Source organism: Piscinibacter sp. PDB1-1 (assembly GCF_056675995.1).
In genome coordinates this window covers 59,711-77,981 of sequence record NZ_JBWVZJ010000004.1, presented here as the reverse complement: position 1 = coordinate 77,981, position 18,271 = coordinate 59,711, and the positions used below count along the sequence as shown (strand labels likewise).

At 67.8% G+C, this 18,271-nt stretch carries 16 protein-coding genes; 10 read left to right on the top strand and 6 right to left on the bottom strand.

All coding sequences use genetic code 11. The features are described 5' to 3' along the window. Positions 1-46: 46 nt before the first annotated feature. The gene (locus AC1KAR_RS19770; RefSeq protein WP_480320914.1) at positions 47-448 is read right to left on the bottom strand and encodes a hypothetical protein; all 402 of its coding nucleotides are present in this window, start codon (positions 446-448) and stop codon (positions 47-49) included. Between the two features lie 212 nt (positions 449-660). On the opposite strand from AC1KAR_RS19770, the gene AC1KAR_RS19765 reads away from it, so the two are divergent. Then, positions 661-1,656: a LysR family transcriptional regulator gene (locus tag AC1KAR_RS19765; protein WP_480320911.1), complete on the top strand. Its 996-nt coding sequence runs from the start codon at positions 661-663 to the stop codon at positions 1,654-1,656. 53 nt (positions 1,657-1,709) lie between these two features. Here the strand turns inward: AC1KAR_RS19765 and AC1KAR_RS19760 are convergent, their stop codons facing one another. Continuing rightward, complete coding sequence (locus AC1KAR_RS19760; protein ID WP_480320909.1) at positions 1,710-2,798, bottom strand: aminoglycoside phosphotransferase family protein; 1,089 nt, start codon at positions 2,796-2,798, stop codon at positions 1,710-1,712. Between the two features lie 200 nt (positions 2,799-2,998). Between AC1KAR_RS19760 and AC1KAR_RS19755 the strand changes: the two genes are divergently transcribed. Genes AC1KAR_RS19755 through rsmA form a run of 3 tightly spaced genes read left to right on the top strand, consistent with a single transcriptional unit; the run spans position 2,999 to position 7,484 of the window. After that, complete coding sequence (locus AC1KAR_RS19755; RefSeq protein ID WP_480320907.1) at positions 2,999-5,293, top strand: LPS-assembly protein LptD; 2,295 nt, start codon at positions 2,999-3,001, stop codon at positions 5,291-5,293. Between the two features lie 10 nt (positions 5,294-5,303). Continuing rightward, on the top strand, positions 5,304-6,635 hold the full coding sequence (locus tag AC1KAR_RS19750) for a peptidylprolyl isomerase (protein WP_480320905.1): 1,332 nt from the start codon (positions 5,304-5,306) through the stop codon (positions 6,633-6,635). 9 nt (positions 6,636-6,644) lie between these two features. After that, on the top strand, positions 6,645-7,484 hold the full coding sequence (rsmA, locus tag AC1KAR_RS19745) for a 16S rRNA (adenine(1518)-N(6)/adenine(1519)-N(6))-dimethyltransferase RsmA (protein ID WP_480320903.1): 840 nt from the start codon (positions 6,645-6,647) through the stop codon (positions 7,482-7,484). Positions 7,485-7,720: 236 nt separating this feature from the next. On the opposite strand, the gene AC1KAR_RS19740 is transcribed toward rsmA, so the two are convergent. From AC1KAR_RS19740 to AC1KAR_RS19730, 3 genes are all read right to left on the bottom strand, one after another. Further along, complete coding sequence (locus tag AC1KAR_RS19740; protein WP_480320901.1) at positions 7,721-8,116, bottom strand: barstar family protein; 396 nt, start codon at positions 8,114-8,116, stop codon at positions 7,721-7,723. Between the two features lie 42 nt (positions 8,117-8,158). After that, positions 8,159-8,539 (bottom strand): guanyl-specific ribonuclease, encoded by a 381-nt coding sequence (locus AC1KAR_RS19735; protein WP_480320899.1) that lies wholly within the window; start codon positions 8,537-8,539, stop codon positions 8,159-8,161. A 286-nt stretch (positions 8,540-8,825) separates the two neighbouring features. After that, complete coding sequence (locus AC1KAR_RS19730) at positions 8,826-11,120, bottom strand: NADP-dependent malic enzyme (protein WP_480320897.1); 2,295 nt, start codon at positions 11,118-11,120, stop codon at positions 8,826-8,828. Positions 11,121-11,246: 126 nt separating this feature from the next. Between AC1KAR_RS19730 and AC1KAR_RS19725 the strand changes: the two genes are divergently transcribed. From AC1KAR_RS19725 to AC1KAR_RS19700, 6 genes are all read left to right on the top strand, one after another. Next, positions 11,247-13,343, top strand: coding sequence for a sensor histidine kinase (locus AC1KAR_RS19725; protein ID WP_480320895.1), 2,097 nt, complete (start codon positions 11,247-11,249; stop codon positions 13,341-13,343). Then, complete coding sequence (locus AC1KAR_RS19720; RefSeq protein WP_480320893.1) at positions 13,340-14,011, top strand: response regulator transcription factor; 672 nt, start codon at positions 13,340-13,342, stop codon at positions 14,009-14,011. Before AC1KAR_RS19725 ends, AC1KAR_RS19720 begins: the two co-directional genes overlap by 4 nt. 163 nt (positions 14,012-14,174) lie before the next feature. Beyond that, the gene (gene thiL, locus AC1KAR_RS19715) at positions 14,175-15,149 is read left to right on the top strand and encodes a thiamine-phosphate kinase (RefSeq protein ID WP_480320891.1); all 975 of its coding nucleotides are present in this window, start codon (positions 14,175-14,177) and stop codon (positions 15,147-15,149) included. Then, complete coding sequence (locus AC1KAR_RS19710; RefSeq protein ID WP_480320889.1) at positions 15,146-15,709, top strand: phosphatidylglycerophosphatase A family protein; 564 nt, start codon at positions 15,146-15,148, stop codon at positions 15,707-15,709. Before thiL ends, AC1KAR_RS19710 begins: the two co-directional genes overlap by 4 nt. Then, positions 15,709-16,227: a CinA family protein gene (locus AC1KAR_RS19705; protein WP_480320887.1), complete on the top strand. Its 519-nt coding sequence runs from the start codon at positions 15,709-15,711 to the stop codon at positions 16,225-16,227. Before AC1KAR_RS19710 ends, AC1KAR_RS19705 begins: the two co-directional genes overlap by 1 nt. Next, positions 16,224-17,159 carry a 2-hydroxyacid dehydrogenase gene (locus tag AC1KAR_RS19700; RefSeq protein ID WP_480320885.1) on the top strand — a complete coding sequence of 312 codons (936 nt, stop codon included), beginning with the start codon at positions 16,224-16,226 and terminating at the stop codon, positions 17,157-17,159. The genes AC1KAR_RS19705 and AC1KAR_RS19700 overlap by 4 nt, the downstream gene beginning before the upstream one ends. Positions 17,160-17,177: 18 nt before the next feature. Here the strand turns inward: AC1KAR_RS19700 and holA are convergent, their stop codons facing one another. Next, entirely contained in the window at positions 17,178-18,260 is a 1,083-nt protein-coding gene (holA, locus tag AC1KAR_RS19695; protein WP_480320964.1) for a DNA polymerase III subunit delta, read from the bottom strand. Between the last annotated feature and the right edge of the window lie 11 nt (positions 18,261-18,271).

The following is an 18,271-nucleotide window of genomic DNA, read 5'->3' as shown; positions in this document are numbered from 1 at the left end:
CCCGCAGGCGGCTCCATGGCGCTTGACGCGCTTGGCGTGCGTGCGCTCAGCTGCCCGAGCGGCCAGCCGCGTTGCCACGCGCGGCCGCGATGGCCTCGTTGCGGACTTCTTCGCGGGTGCGGGTCGAGGTGTAGTTGGTCTCGATGAAGCCGAAGCCGTTGCTCATGCGGGCGGTGTCTTCAGCGCGAGCCTGCTGCAGCTCGGCCTGAACCTGCGCACGGCTGGTGGCCGCAGGCGCCGGTGCCGGTGCCGCCACATAGGCCTGCGTCACCGGATCGAACACCTGGTTGACGCGCGCATTGGAGAGGTCGGCTTGCGCCGCCTCACGGGTCAGCGCGGAAGGCTGGTTGGCGGCGGGGAAGCCGAACTGCCAATCCGGGGTTTCCGCAGAGGCGGCCACGCCGATGAGAGCGAGGGCGGTGCCGGCGACGAGTTGCTTGGTGTTCATGGTGAGTTCCTTCGATTCGATAACGGGTAGGTACATCCGGGCATGGCGGGCCGCGCTCGGGGCGCACGCACGGCCGTCTTGTCCAGCCTCGGTGAGTCGCTTGTTGGAGTCAGCTCATCGATGGAATGGACTTTATGCATTGCCAATCGATCAATAAATCACCTATGCTTCAATGACTCATTGCTCAAAACGAAACAATCGGAGCAGAAGCGATGGATCGTCTGCATTCCATGCGCGTGTTCTCGCGCGTCATCGAAGAAGGCAGTTTTGCCAAGGCGGCGCGCGCGCTGAACTTGTCGGCGGCCGTGGTCACGCGCCTCGTGGCCGACCTCGAAGAGCATCTTGGCGCCCGCCTCATCAACCGCACCACGCGGCGCCTCGCACTCACCGACACCGGCGAGCTGTACCTGGAGCGTGTGCGACAGATCCTCACCGAGGTGGAAGAGGCCGAAGCCCTGGCCAGCGCCGCGACATCGGAACCGCGCGGGCACCTGCGCGTGCTCGCTCCGCCGGCCTTTGCCGCGCACCAGATCGCCACGCACCTGCCGCGCTTTCGGCAAGCCAACCCGCGCGTGACGGTGGAGCTCAGCTCCACCGGGCCGGTCGAATCGGTCGACGAGAACTACGACGTGAGCATCGTGCAGGCCGGGCGCAAGCCGCTCGATGGCGAGTTCGTCGCGCGCCTGCTCGCGCAGTCGGAAATCATCACCTGCGCCTCGCCCGCCTACCTGGAGCGCATGGGCCGCCCCCTGCACCCGCGTGACCTGGCCCGGCACGAAACCATGCTGCCCAGCCATGCGCGAGAGATCACCTTCGAGCGCGGCGGGAGCCCCACGGCCGCGCCCGACGCCGAGATCGACAACGAAACCCTGACCATCACGCCGGGGCGGCCCGCGCTGAGTTCGGTGCATGGCGACACCATCTACGCTGCGGCGCTGGCGGGCATGGGCATCTCGGGCCTGCCTTCGTACGTGGTCGAGTCGGCGCTGCGCAGCCGCTCGCTGGAGCGTGTGCTGCCCGAGTGGCGCGTGCTCACGATGAGCATCTACGCCGCCATGCCCACCCGCAAATATGTGCCGGCCCGAACGCGCGCCTTCGTCGACTTCATGGTGGCGACCTTCGGCGGCGAGCCACGCGACCCCTGGCTGCGGGCAGCGGGCTGCGAGACACAGTGCCCCGTGGCCGCGCGGCAGACCTCGCTGCTCTAGCGGCAGGCGCCAGTGAGCACCATAGGCTTCGGTAGAAGGCGTCCTGCCGCGAGTCAGTAAAAGGCGTCGCGTCGCGACGTGCCCATCAGCGGCTCCAGCAGGTGCGCGAGCGGCCCGAGGCCGTTGTAACGTGTCGCCACCTTGTGGGCGTAGGCAAAGAAGCGCGGCAGGTCTTCGCTGTACTTGGGTTTGCCATCGCGGTGCTTGAGGCGGCAGAAGATGCCCAGCACCTTGAGGTGCCGTTGCAGACCCATCCACTCGAGCTGCTTCCAGAACGCGCCGAAGTCGTCAGGCATCGGCAGGCCCGCCTCGCGCGCGAGTTGCCAGTAGCGCACGGCCCAGTCGATCTCCTGGGGTTCGTCCCATGAGATGAAGGCGTCGCGCAGCATCGAGGCCACGTCGTAGCTGATGGGGCCACGCACGGCGTCCTGGAAGTCGAGGATGCCGGGGTTGCCTTGTTCAGCCGCGCAGACCATCAGGTTGCGCGGCATGTAGTCGCGATGCACCGCGACCGTGGGTTGATCGAGTGCGCTCGCCACGAGCAGGTCGCACACCGTCTGCCATTTGGCCTGCTGCTCGGCCGTCCACGTGACGCCGTACTCGCGCGCCACGCACCAGTCGGGAAAAAGCGCCAGTTCGCGGCGCAGCAGCGCGTCGTCGTACGGCGGCAGCGTGCTGGCATCGGCGCGCACCTGCCACTGCACGAGCGCGGTGGTGGCGTCGTGCATCAGGCTGGCGATGCGTGCCTGGTCGCCTTGGGCCTTGGCCGCGTGCAAGGCGTGCAGATAGAGCTGCGAGCCCAGGTCGTTGAGCAGCAGGAAGCCGTGCTGAACATCCTGTTCGAGCACCCGTGGCGCGTTCAGGCCGGCGCCTTCGAACATGCCGGCCAGGGCGATGAAGGGGCGGGTGTCTTCGTCAGACGGGGGCGCGTCCATCACGATGAACGTGGCGCCGCCTTCGCCTTCGATGCGGAAGTAGCGCCGAAAGCTCGCATCGGCGCTGGCCGCGCGCAGGCTCGCGGGCTGCAGGCCGTGGCGCGGTGCGACGCGGCCCAGCCACTGCGTGAACAGGTCGCGGCGCGCAGCGTCGGCCCAGGCAATGGCAGTCGTGTCGACGGGGGTTTGGGCAGGCTGTGTGGACATCGGGGGGCGCCCTGGCGTATCGAGGGGATGTGAGGGCAGCGTGAGAGGGGCCCTCGTTGATAATCGATTCTACAAATCGCGTTGGGCACGGCCCTTGCCGCGCCGCCTGGCCTGGGCGCCACCACGAACCCATCTCCCGTCTCTTGCACTCCGATTCTTCACATCGCCGCGCCGTTGCTGCCTGCCTCGCGGTCGGGTGGATGACCGCCGGCGGCGTGTCGCCCGCCTGGTCGCAGGGCGGGCCGACCCCACCCGCGGATGCGCGCCCACCCGTGTCGGTCGATGCCGCCGAGGCCAGCTTCCGGCCCGATGCCGAGGTGCAGGCCGAGGGCGACGTGGTGTTGCGCCAAGGCCCGACCGAAGTGCGCGCCGATCGCATGAGCTACGACCAGCTCACCGATGTGGCGCGCGGCAGCGGCAAGGTCCGCATCTCGCGCGACGGCAACGTCTACACCGGGTCGGAGTTCCAGCTCCAGCTGAATCGCTTCGAGGGTTATTTCGATCAGCCGACCTACTTCTTCTCGCGCGTGCAGGCGGGCGGCACCGCCGAGCGCATCGACTTTCTCGGCCAGGACGTGGCGGTGACCCTGGGCGCCACGTACACCAGTTGCCCGCGCGAAGGCCCGGACGATCCGGCCTGGGTGCTGTCAGCCGACCGCGTGAAGATGGACTTCGCCACCAGCCAGGGCGAGGCCGACGGCGCGGTGCTGCGCTTCTACGGCGTGCCGATTCTTGCGGCGCCGCACCTGAGCTTCCCGCTCAGCGACGCGCGCAAGTCGGGCTGGCTGCCCCCGACCATCGGCCTGGACAGCAAGAGTGGCCTGCTGCTGGCGGTGCCTTACTACTGGAACATCGCCCCCAACCGCGACGCCACTCTCACGCCGGTGGTGTACAGCAAGCGGGGCGTCGGGCTGGGCACCGAGTTCCGCTACCTGGAGCCGAGCTACGCGGGCACGATCAATCTCAACGTGCTGTCCAACGACCGGCTGACCGGCGACTCCCGCGGCTCGCTGGGCATCGAGCACGAAGGCACCTGGTGGCGCGACGGCTACTACAAGGCCAACATCGCACGCGTCTCCGACGACGACTACTGGAAAGACTTCCCCCAGGACTGGCCGGGCCTCACGCCCCGCCTGCTGGCCGCCGACCTGCAGGCCAACAAGCTCTTCGGCAACTGGAACACCTACGCCCGCGTGCTGCGCTGGCAGGTGCTGCAAGGGGCGATGGCCACCGACCTGACCGAGAGGATCTACCCGGTGCCATACGACCGCCTGCCGCAGATCGGCGCGCGTGGCACGCAGAGCCTCTGGGGCGGCCTCGAGTTCTCGCTCGAGACCGAGTTCAACAGCTTCGCCAACCCCGACGGCACGATCCAGCCCCGGCAAGCCGACGGCACGCTGGCCCCCGCCCCCCTGACGGGCCAGCGCGTCCACGCATTGGGGTCGCTCAGCTGGCCCTACGTGACGCCGGGCTGGACGCTCGTGCCCAAGGTGACGGTGAACGCCGCCTCGTACAACGTCGACCGCCCGCTGACCGAGGGCCGCTACGCCGGCCAGACGAGTTTAAGCCGCGTGATCCCCACCTTCAGCCTCGACAGCGCCTGGACGCTCGAACGCGAGACCGAGTGGTTCGGTCGCGCGACCCGGCAGACGCTGGAGCCGCGCCTGCTGTTCGTCAAGACGCCGTTCAGCGAGCAGGCCGGACTGCCGAACTTCGACTCGGCGCTGAAAGACTTCAACTTCGACTCGATCTACACCAACAACGCGTTTTCGGGCATCGACCGCGTGTCGGACGCCTACCAGGTCACCGCCGGCGTGACCTCGCGGGTGCTGGACGCCCAGACAGGCGCCGAGGCGCTGCGCCTGGGCGTGGCCCAGCGCTTCCTGTTCTCCGACCAGCGGGTCACCCCCGACGGACAGCCACTCACGCAGCGCGTGTCCGACCTGTTGCTGCTGGGGTCGACCAGCTTGATCCCCAAGCTGCAACTCGATGCCAGCGTGCAGTACAGCCCGGACATCCAGCGCACCATGCGCTCGCTGCTGGGGCTGCGCTACTCGCCGGGTCCTTACAAGACCCTCAGCATGGCCTACCGTTTTACCCGCGACCAGACGGAACAGGCGGAACTCGGCTGGCAATGGCCGATCTATGGAGCGGTGCGCACACCCGGCGCACGCCCGGCGCCCACGAGCGGCAGCAGCTGCTCGGGCACCTGGTACAGCGTGGGTCGCGTCAACTACAGCCTGCCCGACAGCCGCGTGACGGACGCAGTCCTCGGCCTGGAGTACGACGCGGGCTGCTGGATCGGCCGGGCCGTGGCCAAGCGCCTGTCCACCAGCCAGGCCGAAGCCACGACCCAGATCGGCTTCGAGATCGAGTTCGTGGGCCTGTCCCGCCTGGGCACCAACCCACTGAAGTTCTTGAAGGACAATATCCCCGGCTACCGTCTGCTGCGCGAAGAATCCACAGAAAACGTCACCCAGCCGACCGCTCCCTGAATCACCCCCCATGAAATTGCTTCACCCCCGGCTCCGGCTGGCTCTGTTGTCGCTCGTTCTCGCCAGCCAGGCGACCCTCGCCCTGGCCCAGCAGACCCCGTCACAGCGACCCGCCCCCCGCATGGCCGACTACATCGTCGCCGTCGTCAATCAGGAACTGGTCACCGCTGGCGAAGTGCAGCTGCGCATGAACCAGGTGCGTGAGAACGCACGGCGCTCCGGCGCGCGCCTGCCGCCCGACGACGAGCTGCAGCGCGGTGTGATCGATGCCCTGATCAACGAGCGCGCCATGCTCACGAACGCACGCGAAAGTGGTACCCGCGTCGACGACACCGAGCTGGAGCGCGCCGTGGCCAACGTGGCCGCCCAGAACCAGCTCACACCGGCCCAGCTTCGGGCGCGGCTCGCGCAGGACGGCCTCGACTACAACCAGTTCCGCAAGACCCTGCGCGACCAGATCCTGATGGAGCGCACGCGCGAGCGCGAAGTGCAGGGGCGCATCCGCATCACCGACACCGAGATCGAAGACTGGCTCGAGAAGCAGCGCGCCGCGTCCGGTGCGGCCAGCGAGTACAACATTGCGCAGGTGTTGGTGGTCGTACCCGAAGGCGCGTCGCCCGAGGCCGTGGCCGAGCGCCGCGCGCGGGCCGAATCGGCGCTGGCCCGCATCCGAAATGGCGAGGCTTTCGACGCCGTGGCGCGCGAGATCTCTGAAGACACCAACCGCGCCCGTGGCGGCGAGATCGGCCTGCGACCGGCCAACCGCCTGCCCGATGTGTTCCTCGATGCGGTGCGCCCGCTGAAGGCCGGCGAGGTTTCGCCAACCGTACTGCGTACCGCCGCCGGCTTCCATGTGCTCAAGCTGCTGGAGCGCAACGAAGCGGGCGCGCTGTCGATCACGCAGACACACGCCCGGCACATCCTGCTGCGCGTCTCGCCGCAGCTGGCGCAGCAGGCCGCATCGGCCCGCCTCGTGGAGTTCAAACGACAGATCGCGTCCGGTGCACGCGGCTTCGAGCAAGTCGCGCGTGAAAACTCAGAGGACGCAAGCGCCCCCCAAGGCGGCGATCTGGGCTGGGTCTCGACCGGAGCCTTCGTGCCCGAGTTCGAACAGGCAATGAACGCGCTGCCCCTGGGCGGCCTGTCTGACCCGGTCGTGTCGCGCTTCGGTGTTCACCTGATCCAGGTGCTCGAGCGCCGCAAGACCGCACTCGACACCAAGCAGCAGCGCGACCAGGCACGTGCAGCGCTGCGCGAGCAGAAGTTCGAGACCGCCTACAACGACTGGGTGCGCGACCTGCGCGACCGCGCGTACGTGGAGATGCGCGAGCCGCCTCCGTAAGCCGCCAAGATGCCCCGCAGCACGCCTCCCCGGGCCCGCGCGCCCGGACGCCCGCATCCGGGCGAGAAGCCCTCAGGCGGGCATCACCACGTCGCGCGCAAGCGCTTCGGGCAGCACTTCCTGGCCGATGAATCCATCATCGGCGCCATCATCGATGCCATCGACCCGCAGCCCGGCCAGGCCCTGGTCGAGATCGGCCCCGGCCTCGGCGCGATGACCCTGCCGCTCGTGGCACGCAGCGAGCGGCTGACCGTGGTCGAACTCGACCGGGACCTCGCAGCCCGCCTGCGCAAGCGCTCCGAGTTGCAGGTGATCGAATCCGACGTGCTGAAGGTCGACTTCCGCGCCGTCGCCGAGGCGGCTGGCCAGAAGCTGCGTGTCGTGGGCAACCTGCCCTACAACATCTCCACGCCTATCCTCTTCCACCTGCTCGACGCGGTGGACAAGGTGGTCGACCAGCATTTCATGTTGCAGAAGGAGGTCGTCGACCGCATGGCTGCAGTGCCGGGCAACAAGGACTACGGGCGCTTGTCGGTGATGCTGCAGTGGCGTTACGAGATCGAGTCGGTGCTCGATGTGCCGCCCGAAGCCTTCGACCCGCCGCCACGCGTCGATTCAGCCGTGGTCCGCATGCTCCCGCTGCCTGCCGCCGAAGGCATCGACGCCAAGCGCCTGGGAGCGTTGGTGACCGTGGCGTTCTCGCAGCGCCGCAAGCTGCTGCGCCACACGCTGGGGCGCTGGCTGGATGAGCAAGGCTTCGCAGGCGAGTTCGACACGCAGCGTCGCGCCGAGGAGGTGCCAGTCGCGGAGTATCTGGCATTGGCGCGAGCGGTTTCCACGCCAGCCTAACGACAAAGGGCAGCCCGAAGGCTGCCCTTTTCCTGTCGCGCGTCGAGCGCAGGCGAACGATCTACATCAAGCAGCGGTGAGCCACATCGACGTGTCGAAGGCGCTGCTCATCATCGGCATGTTCATGCCAAAGCTCGCATTGGCTGCATTCTTGGCGGCCGCCTTGGCCGGCTTCTCTGCAACGCTGGGGGCCGTTTCCGTAGCCCGCTCCCATGACCCTTGTTCTTGGGAGCGGGCTACTGAAAAGAATAGAAGCACCTGAACTGAACTTTGCGTTCGGCCCAGAAATCGGCCGCGTCGCGGAAGACATCGAGCAACTGCTCGCGTGCCTCGCGGTCGAATCGCGGGTTGTCGGGCAACTGCTCCAGCACCACCACGAAGCCCGGCTGAGCGCCCGACTTGTGCACCAGGTCAGTCATGCAGTCGTACAGGGCGTCGAGGTTCTTGCCGAAATGCGACGGGAACAGGAACGATTCGGCAATCGCTTCCATCACGTCCTGTTTGGTCTGGGCCGCCGTCAGGTTGGCGTAGAGGAAATGCTGGCCAGCGGCTTGCGCGGCCTCGTGCAATTCATCGACGCGATAAGCGCGTATCGATTGGACAATGTTTGGACGGACTGTCTGCAAGAGCATGGTCGCGTTCCTCCTTAGGTCAAAAAAATCCTGTCGGGGTGCTCACTGCGCGATGCGGCGAAAGCTCGCGTAGTGGTCACCCGTGTAATAGCAGGCATCGGGGCTGGTGGGCGCTTTGCCCCCACACACGATGCGGCGCGCGCCACGGTCGCGCGAGCCTGGGGTCTTGACGGTGTATTCGCGGTAGTAGCCGCGGCGTTGCGATGGGAGCAGGCCCTCGCGATTGCCGAAGGTACTGCCGTCTTTCGAGTAGGGGAATGGGCCGCCGGCGCGGATCAGGCGCTCGGTGGTCTGTGCTTCGCTCGGGAGGCTTTCCAGCGCCACCGACTCCAGCGCCGGCTGCTGTGGCTTGGCAGAGGCGTCCGGCGCGAAGGCCGCAGCACCCGCCAAAACGGCACTGACCAGAACAGTAGCGAGCCCCAACTTTTGAATGGGTGGCCATGCTGGCTGGCGACCGAAGCGAAACACGATAGTCCCTGAAATTCGAAACCGCGATGGTACCGAATCGGACGCAAAACCTCAAGCCGCTGCCTCAATTTGGGGCAGCGGCTAGGGCATGATAGTTTGCACTAACTGTTTATTTTCGCTTGGTGTTTACTCGATGGTTCGACGCCAGAAATCGATTCCGCCCGATGCAGGGGGTAGCCACAACTTTGTCACATGACCGTGCACAAAACTCGGCCAAGGCGCCCTGTACGGGTATGAGATTTCACCGGAATGCGTTCGCGTCCGCGACTGTCAATGCTGTCATGTTGACAATCCGCCGCACCGTGGCCGACGGGGTGAGGATGTGCACCGGCTTGGCCGCGCCGAGGAGTACGGGCCCGATCGCGATACCGCCGCCAGCCGCCGTCTTCAGCAGGTTGTAGCTGATGTTCGCGGCGTCGATGTTGGGCATGACCAGCAGGTTGGCCTCGCCGCTGAGGGTGGTGCCGGGCATCAGCTGGTTGCGGTAGGCGCCGTCGAGCGCGGCGTCGCCGTGCATCTCGCCATCGACCTCCAGCCAGGGCGCTTGCTGCTGCAGCAATGCCAGGGTCTCGCGCATCTTGAGCGCCGAAGGCTGGTTGCTTGAGCCGAAGTTGCTGTGCGAGAGCAGCGCAGCCTTGGGCATCAGGCCGAAGCGCTTCATCTCCTCGGCCGCCATGATCGTGATCTCGGCCAGCTGTTCGGCAGTCGGGTCATAGTTGACGTGCGTGTCGACCAGCATCACCTGCCGCCCCGGCAGGATCAGGCCGTTCATGCAGGCGTAGGTCTTGGCGCCCTTGCGCAGGCCGATCACCTGGTTGATGTAGTGCAGGTGCAGCGAGGTCGTCGCCCAGGTGCCGCATAGCAGGCCATCCACCTCGCCCTTGTGCAGCAGCATCGAGCCGATCAGCGTGAGGCGGCGGCGCATCTCGATCTTGGCGTACTGCTGCGTGACGCCCTTGCGGGCGTTCATGCGGTGGTAGGTCTGCCAGTAGTCGCGGTAGCGGTCGTCCTGCTCCACGTTGACGAGGTCGTAGTCGCGCCCGGCCTGCAGCCGCAGGCCGAACTTCTCGCAGCGCTGGGCAATGACCGCCGGCCGGCCGATCAGCGTCGGGCGGGCCAGGCCCTCGTCGACCACGACTTGCACCGCGCGCAGCACGCGCTCTTCTTCACCTTCGGCATAGGCCACGCGCTTGTGCTTGGCACCCTTGGCCAGCGTGAAGATGGGCTTCATCGTCGTGCCCGAGGCATAGACGAAGGTCTGCAGCTTCTCGCGATAGGCGTCGAGGTTCTGGATGGGGCGCGTCGCCACGCCCGACTGCGCCGCCGCCTCGGCCACGGCCGGGGCGATCTTCATCATCAGGCGGGGGTCGAACGGCTTGGGGATCAGGTAGTCGGCACCGAAGCTGAGCGTGGCGCCCGCATAGGCCGCGGCGACCACGTCGCTCTGCTCGGCCTGGGCCAGCTCGGCGATCGCATGCACCGCCGCAATCTCCATCTCGACCGTGATCGTCGTGGCACCCGAATCGAGCGCGCCGCGGAAGATGTACGGGAAGCACAGGACGTTGTTGACCTGGTTCGGGTAGTCGGTGCGGCCGGTGGCGATGATGGCGTCGCTGCGCACCTCCTTCACCTCTTCCGGCAGGATCTCCGGCGTAGGGTTGGCCAGCGCCAGGATCACGGGCTGCGGTCGCATCTTGGCGACCATGTCCTTCTTGAGCACGCCACCTGCCGACAGGCCGAGAAAGATGTCGGCACCGTCCATCACCTCGCTGAGCGTGCGCAGCGACGTTTTCTGCGCAAAGACGACCTTGTCCTCGTCCATCAACTCGGTGCGGCCCTCATAGACCACGCCCGCCAGGTCGGTGACCCAGATGTTCTCGCGCGGCACGCCCAGCTTGACCAGCAGGCTCAGGCAGGCGAGCGCCGCAGCGCCCGCGCCCGACGACACGAGCTTCACTTCGGTGATCTTCTTGCCTGTGACCCGAAGCGCATTCAGCACCGCTGCACCGACCACGATGGCCGTGCCGTGCTGGTCGTCGTGGAACACGGGGATGTTCATGCGGCTGCGCAGTGCGCGCTCCACATAGAAGCAATCAGGCGCCTTGATGTCTTCGAGGTTGATGCCACCGAACGTGGGCTCGAGTGCGGCAATCAGGTCGATCAGCTTGTCGAGGTTCTTCTCGTTGACCTCGATGTCGAACACATCGATGCCGGCGAACTTCTTGAAGAGAACGCCCTTGCCTTCCATCACCGGCTTGGCCGCCAGCGGGCCGATGTCGCCCAGCCCGAGCACCGCGGTGCCGTTGGTGATGACAGCCACCAGATTGCCACGTGAGGTGTAGCGGAACGCATTCGCCGGGTCGGCCACGATCTCTTCGCAGGCTGCGGCCACGCCGGGCGAGTACGCCAGCGCCAGGTCGCGCTGGTTGACCAATTGCTTGGTCGCCGCGATGGCCACTTTGCCGGGGGTCGGAAACTCGTGGTACTCGAGAGCGGCACGACGCAGTTCTGCGCGCTTGTCTTCTGGGAGGCTCATGACAGATTCTCTTGCGTGGCAGCGCGCATGCGCCGCGGTGGGCGGCCATTGTAGGAGCCCACCCGAGGCGATCATGCGAGTAAGTGCGTATCGCCGGGGCAGGCGCCTCCGCAATACTTGCGGGCCGTGGACACGCCTGACCTTCACCCCTCGCCCGCGCTGGCGACGCCCCCTGCCACGCGCGTTCGCCGCTGGCGGCGCGCCCTGCTGTGGGGCGCGCTGGTCGCCCTGCTGCTGATCGCGCAGACGCTGCTGGTGTGGCTGACACTCGACTACGAACACAACCGCGCGCAGGAGCAGGCCGATGGGGCCGCGGCCGTGTCGCTGGGCGACATCCGCCAGGCCGTGAACCGCGACCTGCAGAACCTGCAGGCGATGACCTGGTCGGCCCTGCCGATCGCACAGTGGCGCGCCAGCGCCAACGAACTGGTTCATTCGCGACGAGAACTCGTGCGCCTGGAGCGGCGCGACCCGCGCATGCACGTGGAAAGCGTGGTGCACTCGCCCTTTCTTGCGCCGATCTTCATGCAGATCCCGCGCGAAAACCTCGAGTTCGAAGCCCAGATCGCCTGCGCCAACGCGCAGCGCCAGGGCAGCGCCTCGTTCGCACGCAGCTACTTCGTGCCCATGTCCGGCGGGCTGGGCATGGAAGTGGTCGACGTCTGCCTGCCCACGCAGGTGGCCGGCGAGACGGTCGCTTTTGTCGTGGCCACGTTTTCGCTGCCGCACCTGCTCAACGAGTTCGTCACACCGGAGATCCTGCGCGGCTTCGAACTCTCGTTCGTCGAAGGCGATGGCACGCGCCTGGCTCGCGCCGGCCTGCCGCGCGGCCTGGGTATCTACCGCGCCAACCGCGTGCTCGACCTGCCCGGCCTGACTCTGCAACTTCGCGTGGACAGCGGCCGCAACCGCCCGCAGCTCATCCCCAACTTCACGACCGCCCTGGTGCTCAGCCTGTCGCTCGCGCTCGGTGCGGTGGTGCTGCTGCTTGCGCGCGACGTGCGCCGCCGAGCGCAGGCGGAAGGTGCGCTGGCACAAGCCCTGTCGCTGCGCAAGGCGATGGAAGACTCGCTCGTGACCGGCCTGCGCGCACGCGACCTGCAAGGGCGTATCACCTACGTCAACCCGGCCTTCTGCAACATGGTGGGCTTTGCGCCTGCGCAGTTGCTGGGGCAGGCGATCCCGCCGTACTGGCCCCCCGAGCACGTGCAGGAGTACACCCTGCGCCAGCAGGTGCGTCTGACAGGCACCATGCCGCCGCCACGCGAGGGCTACGAGAGCATCTTCATGCGCGCCAATGGCGAGCGCTTCGCGGTGATGATCTACGAAGCACCGCTTGTCGACGTGCAAGGCCGCCACACCGGCTGGATGAGCACGGCGCTCGACATCAGCGCGCAGCGCCGAGTCGAGGAACTCTCGCGCCACCAGCAGGAGCGGCTGCAGGCCACCGCGCGCCTCGCCACGGTGGGCGAGATGGCCTCGCTGCTCAGCCACGAGCTCAATCAGCCGCTCGCCGCCATCGCGAGCTACGCGACCGGCTCGCTCAATCTGATGAACGACCCGCACGAGGCCGACAGCGCCGAGACGCGCGGCATGCTGCGCCAGGCCATGCAGCGCATCGCCCAACAGGCCGAGCGCGCCGGGCGCGTGATCAAGAGCGTTCACGACTTCGTGCGGCGGCGCGAGCAGGCGCGCGAGGCGATCCGCGCCAACGAACTGATCGACTCAATGCTGCCGCTCGCGCGGCTCCAAGCGCGCAAGAGTGGCACGCGCATCGAGATCGATCTGCCCGCCCAGGTACCCCGCGTGGTGTGCGACCGCACCATGATCGAACAGGTGCTGCTCAACCTCACCCGCAATGGCATCCAGGCGATGGAGTTGAATACCCCGCTGGCCAAGCGCGAACTGCGCATCCGCGTGCAGCAGACGCACCCGCGCTGGGTCAGTTTCAGTGTGATCGACCGCGGGCGTGGCGTCTCTGCCGAGGTTGCCCAGCGACTCTTCACGCCCTTCTTCACCACGCGCAGTGAAGGCATGGGGCTCGGCCTGAGCCTGTGCCGCACGGTGATCGAACAGCATGGCGGCGTGCTCGATTTCCAGAACCTCACCGTGCAGGGAATTGCACACCCGGTAGGCGCCGAGTTCCGCTTCACGTTGCCCACTGCGCAGGCCTCGGCTACAACAGCGGGTGCATCGCACGAACCTTCCCTGCCCACGCCATGAACCCGCACTCCAACCCGCAGCTCGGCTTGCCCATGGTCTATCTCGTCGACGATGAAGACGTCGTGCGCGATGCGCTGAGCTGGCTGCTGCGCTCGCGCCGCCTGCTCTCCGAGGGCTTTGCGAGTGCCGAGGCCTTCGAGGCCATGCTCGACTCACGACTGGGCCCGTCGGGTCACGCGCCCGGCGGCAATTGGCCCGTCGCGCCGAGTTGCCTGCTGCTCGACGTGCGCATGCCCGGCACCAGTGGCCTGGCGCTGTTTGAGCGCTTGATCGAGCGCGGGCTGCTGCCCAGCATGCCTGTCATCTTCCTCACCGGCCATGGCGACGTGCCCACCGCCGTGGCGGCGGTCAAGCGCGGCGCCTTCGACTTCGTCGAAAAGCCTTTCTCCGACAACGCGCTGGTCGACCGCGTAGAGCAGGCCCTGGAGCAAAGCGCGCAGGCCCTGCTGCGCCAGCGCGACGAGGTCGGCGTGCGCCGCCGCCTGGCTGAACTGACCGACCGCGAGCGCGATGTGATGACCTGCGTGATCGACGGCCTGGCCAACAAGCTCATCGCTGACCAGCTCAACATCAGCGTGCGCACGGTCGAAGTGCATCGCGCGCGGGTGTTCGAGAAGATGGATGTGAAGTCTGCGGTGGAGCTGGCGAACCTGCTGCGCGGCTTGTGATCGGGCGCGGTGCCGATAATCGGCGGCGCTTCCGGATTCCAGCTCACTGCTGCCTGCCCCCAGTCACCGGCCCCAACCCACCCCTTCTCTGCGCGCCCTTCATGATTGCTCATGCCCCCTCGGCCCCCGTCGCCTTGCCGGCGTACGCCAGTTTGGCAATTCGATGACCCACACCGACGGCACCCTCGGCGAGTTCGACCTGATCGAGCGCTACTTCAGCCGCCCGGTGAAACGCGCCGCGCTCGGCATCGGCGACGACTGCGCGTTGCTGCAGCCCGCACCGGGCATGCAACTGGCCATCAGCAGCGACATGCTGGTCGAAGGGCGACACTTCCTGTCCACCGTGGCGCCGGCACGCCTCGGGCACAAGGCGCTGGCCGTCAACCTGAGCGACCTCGCGGCGAGCGGCGCGCAGCCCCTGGCCTTCAGTCTGGCGCTGGCCATGCCGCGCGCTGAAGCACGCTTTCTGCAAGGCTTCTCCGAAGGGCTGCTTGCACTGGCCGACCTGCACGGCTGCGAGCTGGTCGGCGGCGACACCACGCAAGGGCCCCTCAATATCTGCATCACCGTGTTCGGCGAGCTGCCTTCCGGCCAGGCACTGCTGCGCTCGGGCGCTCAGGTGGGTGACGACATCTATGTGAGCGGGCAACTCGGTGACGCCCGTCTGGCACTCGAAGTCTTTCGCGGCAGCGTGTCGTTGGCAGGCGAGGACTTCGACCGTGTGCGCGACGCGATGGAGCTGCCCGAGCCGCGCGTGGCGCTCGGCGTGGCGCTGCGCGGCGTGGCCAGCAGCGCGATCGATGTGTCGGACGGCCTGCTCGGCGATCTGGCGCACATCCTGCGCCGCTCATCGGTCGGTGCGCGCATCGAGGCCGATGCCCTGCCGCGCAGCCGCGTGCTGGCGTCCCAGAGCCTGGCGCTGCAGCGGGTGTGCACGCTGTCTGGCGGCGACGACTACGAACTTGCCTTCACCGCGGCGCCCGCGCAGGCAGGCGCCGTGCAGGCGGCGGCCGAGCGTGCGGGAATCGCCGTCACGCGCATCGGCCGCATCGAGCCAGGGCGCTCGCTCGTGCTGCTGGACGCGCAAGGCCGGGCGCTGCCGAACACCTTCGACTCGTTCGATCACTTCAAGTCATGACGCCCGACGCCCCTCTCACCTCGGAGATCAACCCGCCGCCCGACGCGGCCCCGGTCAAACCCGGCGTGCGCTTCATGCTGCGCCACCCCGCCCACGTGATCGCGCTCGGCTTCGGCTGCGGTCTCTCACCGATCGCACCAGGCACGGTGGGCACGCTGTGGGCGTGGTTGAGCTTCGTGGTGCTGGACCCGGTGCTCAGTGATCTGCAGTGGGCCGCGCTGCTGGGCGTGGGCACGGTCGTCGGATGGTGGGCCTGCACCGTCACCGCACGCAACCTGCGCACGCCGGACCCCGGCGCCATCGTGTGGGACGAGGTGCTCGCCTTCTGGCTCGTGCTGTGGCTGGTGATGCCGGCCGGTCTGTGGGGGCAAGTGTGGGCGTTTGCCCTGTTCCGCCTCTTCGACGCAGCCAAGCCCGGCCCGGTGGCCTGGGCCGACCGCCTGTTCAAGGGCCGGCGCGGCCAGCCCATCGGATGGGCGCAGGGCTTTGGCATCCTGTTCGACGATGCGGTCGCCGCCTTGTGCGCGCTGCTGCTGATTGCCTTGTGGAGAACCTTCTGATGCACGCCTTGCAGCGCTGGGACACCCTGGTGGCGCAGCTGGCGCAGGCGCTCGGCACACGCAGGCTGCATCTGGTCACCGCCGAGTCGTGCACTGGCGGTCTGATTGCCGCGGCCTGCACGTCCATTGCCGGTTCCAGCGATTGGTATGAGCGCGGCATCGTGAGCTATTCCAACCAGGCCAAGACCGAGTTGCTGGGCGTGCCCGCCGAACTGATCGAACGCCATGGCGCCGTGAGCGCCGAGGTGGCGCGTGCAATGGCCGAAGGCGCGCTTGCGCACGGCCTCGCCGATCTGGCCATCGCCGTCACCGGCATTGCCGGCCCGGGCGGAGGCAGCCCCGAGAAACCGGTGGGCACCGTCTGGCTGGCGCTCGCGCGGCGCGGCGAACCGGCTCAGGCGCACTTGCTCCAGTTGCAGGGCGATCGCGCCCAGGTACGCGAGCAGACGGTCGATCGGGCGCTGGCGATGGCGATCGAGGCGGGTACTGCCCTCAGCGCGGAGCGCCCGGCGCCATGAGCCTGCTGCTGGCCACGGACTACCCAGCCGATGCCCTTCAGGCGTGGGCAGGCGAGTTGCGCGAGGCCCTGCCCGGCGTCGAGATCATCACCGAGCGCAGCCCGCAAACCGATGAGGGCATCACCATGGCGCTGGTCTCCAATCCCGCGCCGGGCAGCTTGCAGGGCCTGACCCAGCTCCGATTCATCCAGTCGATGTGGGCCGGGGCCGACAAGCTGCTGCGAGACGACACCATCCCGAGCGAGGCGCTGCTGGCCCGCATGGTCGACCCCGCCATGAGCACAGCCATGGCCGAGACCGCCTTGTGGGCCGTGCTCAGCCTGCAACGCGACCACTTCCGCTACGCGGCCCAGCAGCGCGCCGGCGAGTGGCGCAGCCTGCCGCAGCGCCGGGCCGACGAGTTGCGTATCGCGGTGCTCGGCCTGGGCGAAATGGGCCGCGCCGTTGCGCTGCGCCTGGCCGCCAATGGCTATGAGGTCGACGGCTGGAGCCGCCGTGGAGCCGAGTTGCCCGGCGTCACCTCGCATGCGCGCGACACCGCCCTGCCCGGGCTGCTCGGCCGCTCCGACATCGTCATCAACGTGCTGCCACTCACGGCGCGCACGCACAGCCTCTTCAACGAGAAGACCTTCGCGCAGATGAAAGCCGGCAGCGGCTTCGTGAACCTGGCGCGCGGCCAGCATGTGGTCGACGCCGATTTGCTCGCCGCACTCGAACGCGGCCACCTGCAGCATGCCGTGCTCGATGTCTTCCACACCGAGCCGCTGCCGTCACGCCATGCGTTCTGGAAGCACCCGCAGGTCACCGTGCTGCCGCATGCGGCGGCGCAGACCGACCTGCGCAGCGCCACGCGTGTGGCTGTGGCCAACATCCAGGCGTGGCTGGCAGGCCGCTCGGTCACTCACCTCGTGAACCGGGCGCGCGGCTACTGACACGGCCTCGGCCGCGGATCACGCCGTCAGCGCCAACCTCACGCTCTTGCGCGCCGAGTGGCTCGCGGTGCTTTGCACCAGCATCAGCACCAGGCGCTTGAGGCCAGCCCAGGCGTCCACCGGCCAATCCGGGTGCTTGAGGCCCTTGGCGAGGCCGTCGCAGACCTGTGCGGCCTCGACCAGTTCGGCCAGCGCGTTGTCGGTGATCAGTGGCACGGCGCGTTCGAAGAGCCGCTCCTTCGCGCCCCAGACGCGCGCTTCGCGCAGGGCCATCGGCAGCGGCTTGCCAGTGTTGATCGCATCCTTGACGCGCTTGAGCGAGAGGATGTCGTTGGCCAGCGTCCAGTGCACCAGCACCGCCGCTTCGCCCTCGGCCTGCAGGCCGTCGAGCATGCGCAGCGCGCGGGAGGCCTGGCCGGCGAGCACCGCCTCGCCGAGCTTGAAGACGTCGTAGCGAGCCACGTTGAGCACCGCCGCCTCGATCTGCTCGAAACTCAGTTCGCCCTTGGGGTAGAGCAGGCCGAGCTTCTGGATCTCCTGGTGCGCGGCGAGCAGGTTGCCCTCCACACGATCAGAGAAGAAGGCCAGCGTGTGCTGCCCCGCCTCGCCACCTTGCACCCGCTGGCCCTGCGCGGCCAGCCGCTGGGCGATCCAGGCCGGCAGCGCCTTGCGTTCGATGGCATCCACGCGCACCGACACGCCAGCGCCGTCGAGCGCGGTGAACCAGGCGCTGCTTTGCTGCGTGCGGTCAAGCTTGGGGAGTGTGACGATGGTGACGACGTCGTCCGACAGCGCCTCGCAGTAACGCTGCAATGCGTCGGAGCCATCCTTGCCCGGCTTGCCCGAAGGGATGCGGATCTCGATGAGCTGCTTGTCGGCGAACAGGCTCATGGCCTGCGAGGCGCCGAGCAGGCCGCTCCAGTCGAAGTGCGCGCCGGCGACGGTATGCACCTGCCGCTCGGTGTGGCCCGCCGCACGTGCGGCCGCTCGGATGGCGTCGGTGGCCTCCTGCGCGAGCAGCGGCTCGTCGCCATAGACGGCGTACAGGGGGCGCAAACCCTTTGCGAGCTGGGCGGTGAGCTGGTCGGCACGCACTTGCATGGGCATCGAAC

What these genes read in the sequence shown, in the direction of transcription:
- AC1KAR_RS19770 (WP_480320914.1), bottom strand. Translation starts at nt 448, where the DNA reads ATGAACACCAAGCAACTCGTCGCCGGCACCGCCCTCGCTCTCATCGGC.
- AC1KAR_RS19765 (WP_480320911.1), top strand. Translation starts at nt 661, where the DNA reads ATGGATCGTCTGCATTCCATGCGCGTGTTCTCGCGCGTCATCGAAGAA.
- AC1KAR_RS19760 (WP_480320909.1), bottom strand. Translation starts at nt 2,798, where the DNA reads ATGTCCACACAGCCTGCCCAAACCCCCGTCGACACGACTGCCATTGCC.
- AC1KAR_RS19755 (WP_480320907.1), top strand. Translation starts at nt 2,999, where the DNA reads ATGACCGCCGGCGGCGTGTCGCCCGCCTGGTCGCAGGGCGGGCCGACC.
- AC1KAR_RS19750 (WP_480320905.1), top strand. Translation starts at nt 5,304, where the DNA reads ATGAAATTGCTTCACCCCCGGCTCCGGCTGGCTCTGTTGTCGCTCGTT.
- rsmA (WP_480320903.1), top strand. Translation starts at nt 6,645, where the DNA reads ATGCCCCGCAGCACGCCTCCCCGGGCCCGCGCGCCCGGACGCCCGCAT.
- AC1KAR_RS19740 (WP_480320901.1), bottom strand. Translation starts at nt 8,116, where the DNA reads ATGCTCTTGCAGACAGTCCGTCCAAACATTGTCCAATCGATACGCGCT.
- AC1KAR_RS19730 (WP_480320897.1), bottom strand. Translation starts at nt 11,120, where the DNA reads ATGAGCCTCCCAGAAGACAAGCGCGCAGAACTGCGTCGTGCCGCTCTC.
- AC1KAR_RS19720 (WP_480320893.1), top strand. Translation starts at nt 13,340, where the DNA reads ATGAACCCGCACTCCAACCCGCAGCTCGGCTTGCCCATGGTCTATCTC.
- thiL (WP_480320891.1), top strand. Translation starts at nt 14,175, where the DNA reads ATGACCCACACCGACGGCACCCTCGGCGAGTTCGACCTGATCGAGCGC.
- AC1KAR_RS19710 (WP_480320889.1), top strand. Translation starts at nt 15,146, where the DNA reads ATGACGCCCGACGCCCCTCTCACCTCGGAGATCAACCCGCCGCCCGAC.
- AC1KAR_RS19705 (WP_480320887.1), top strand. Translation starts at nt 15,709, where the DNA reads ATGCACGCCTTGCAGCGCTGGGACACCCTGGTGGCGCAGCTGGCGCAG.
- AC1KAR_RS19700 (WP_480320885.1), top strand. Translation starts at nt 16,224, where the DNA reads ATGAGCCTGCTGCTGGCCACGGACTACCCAGCCGATGCCCTTCAGGCG.
- holA (WP_480320964.1), bottom strand. Translation starts at nt 18,260, where the DNA reads ATGCAAGTGCGTGCCGACCAGCTCACCGCCCAGCTCGCAAAGGGTTTG.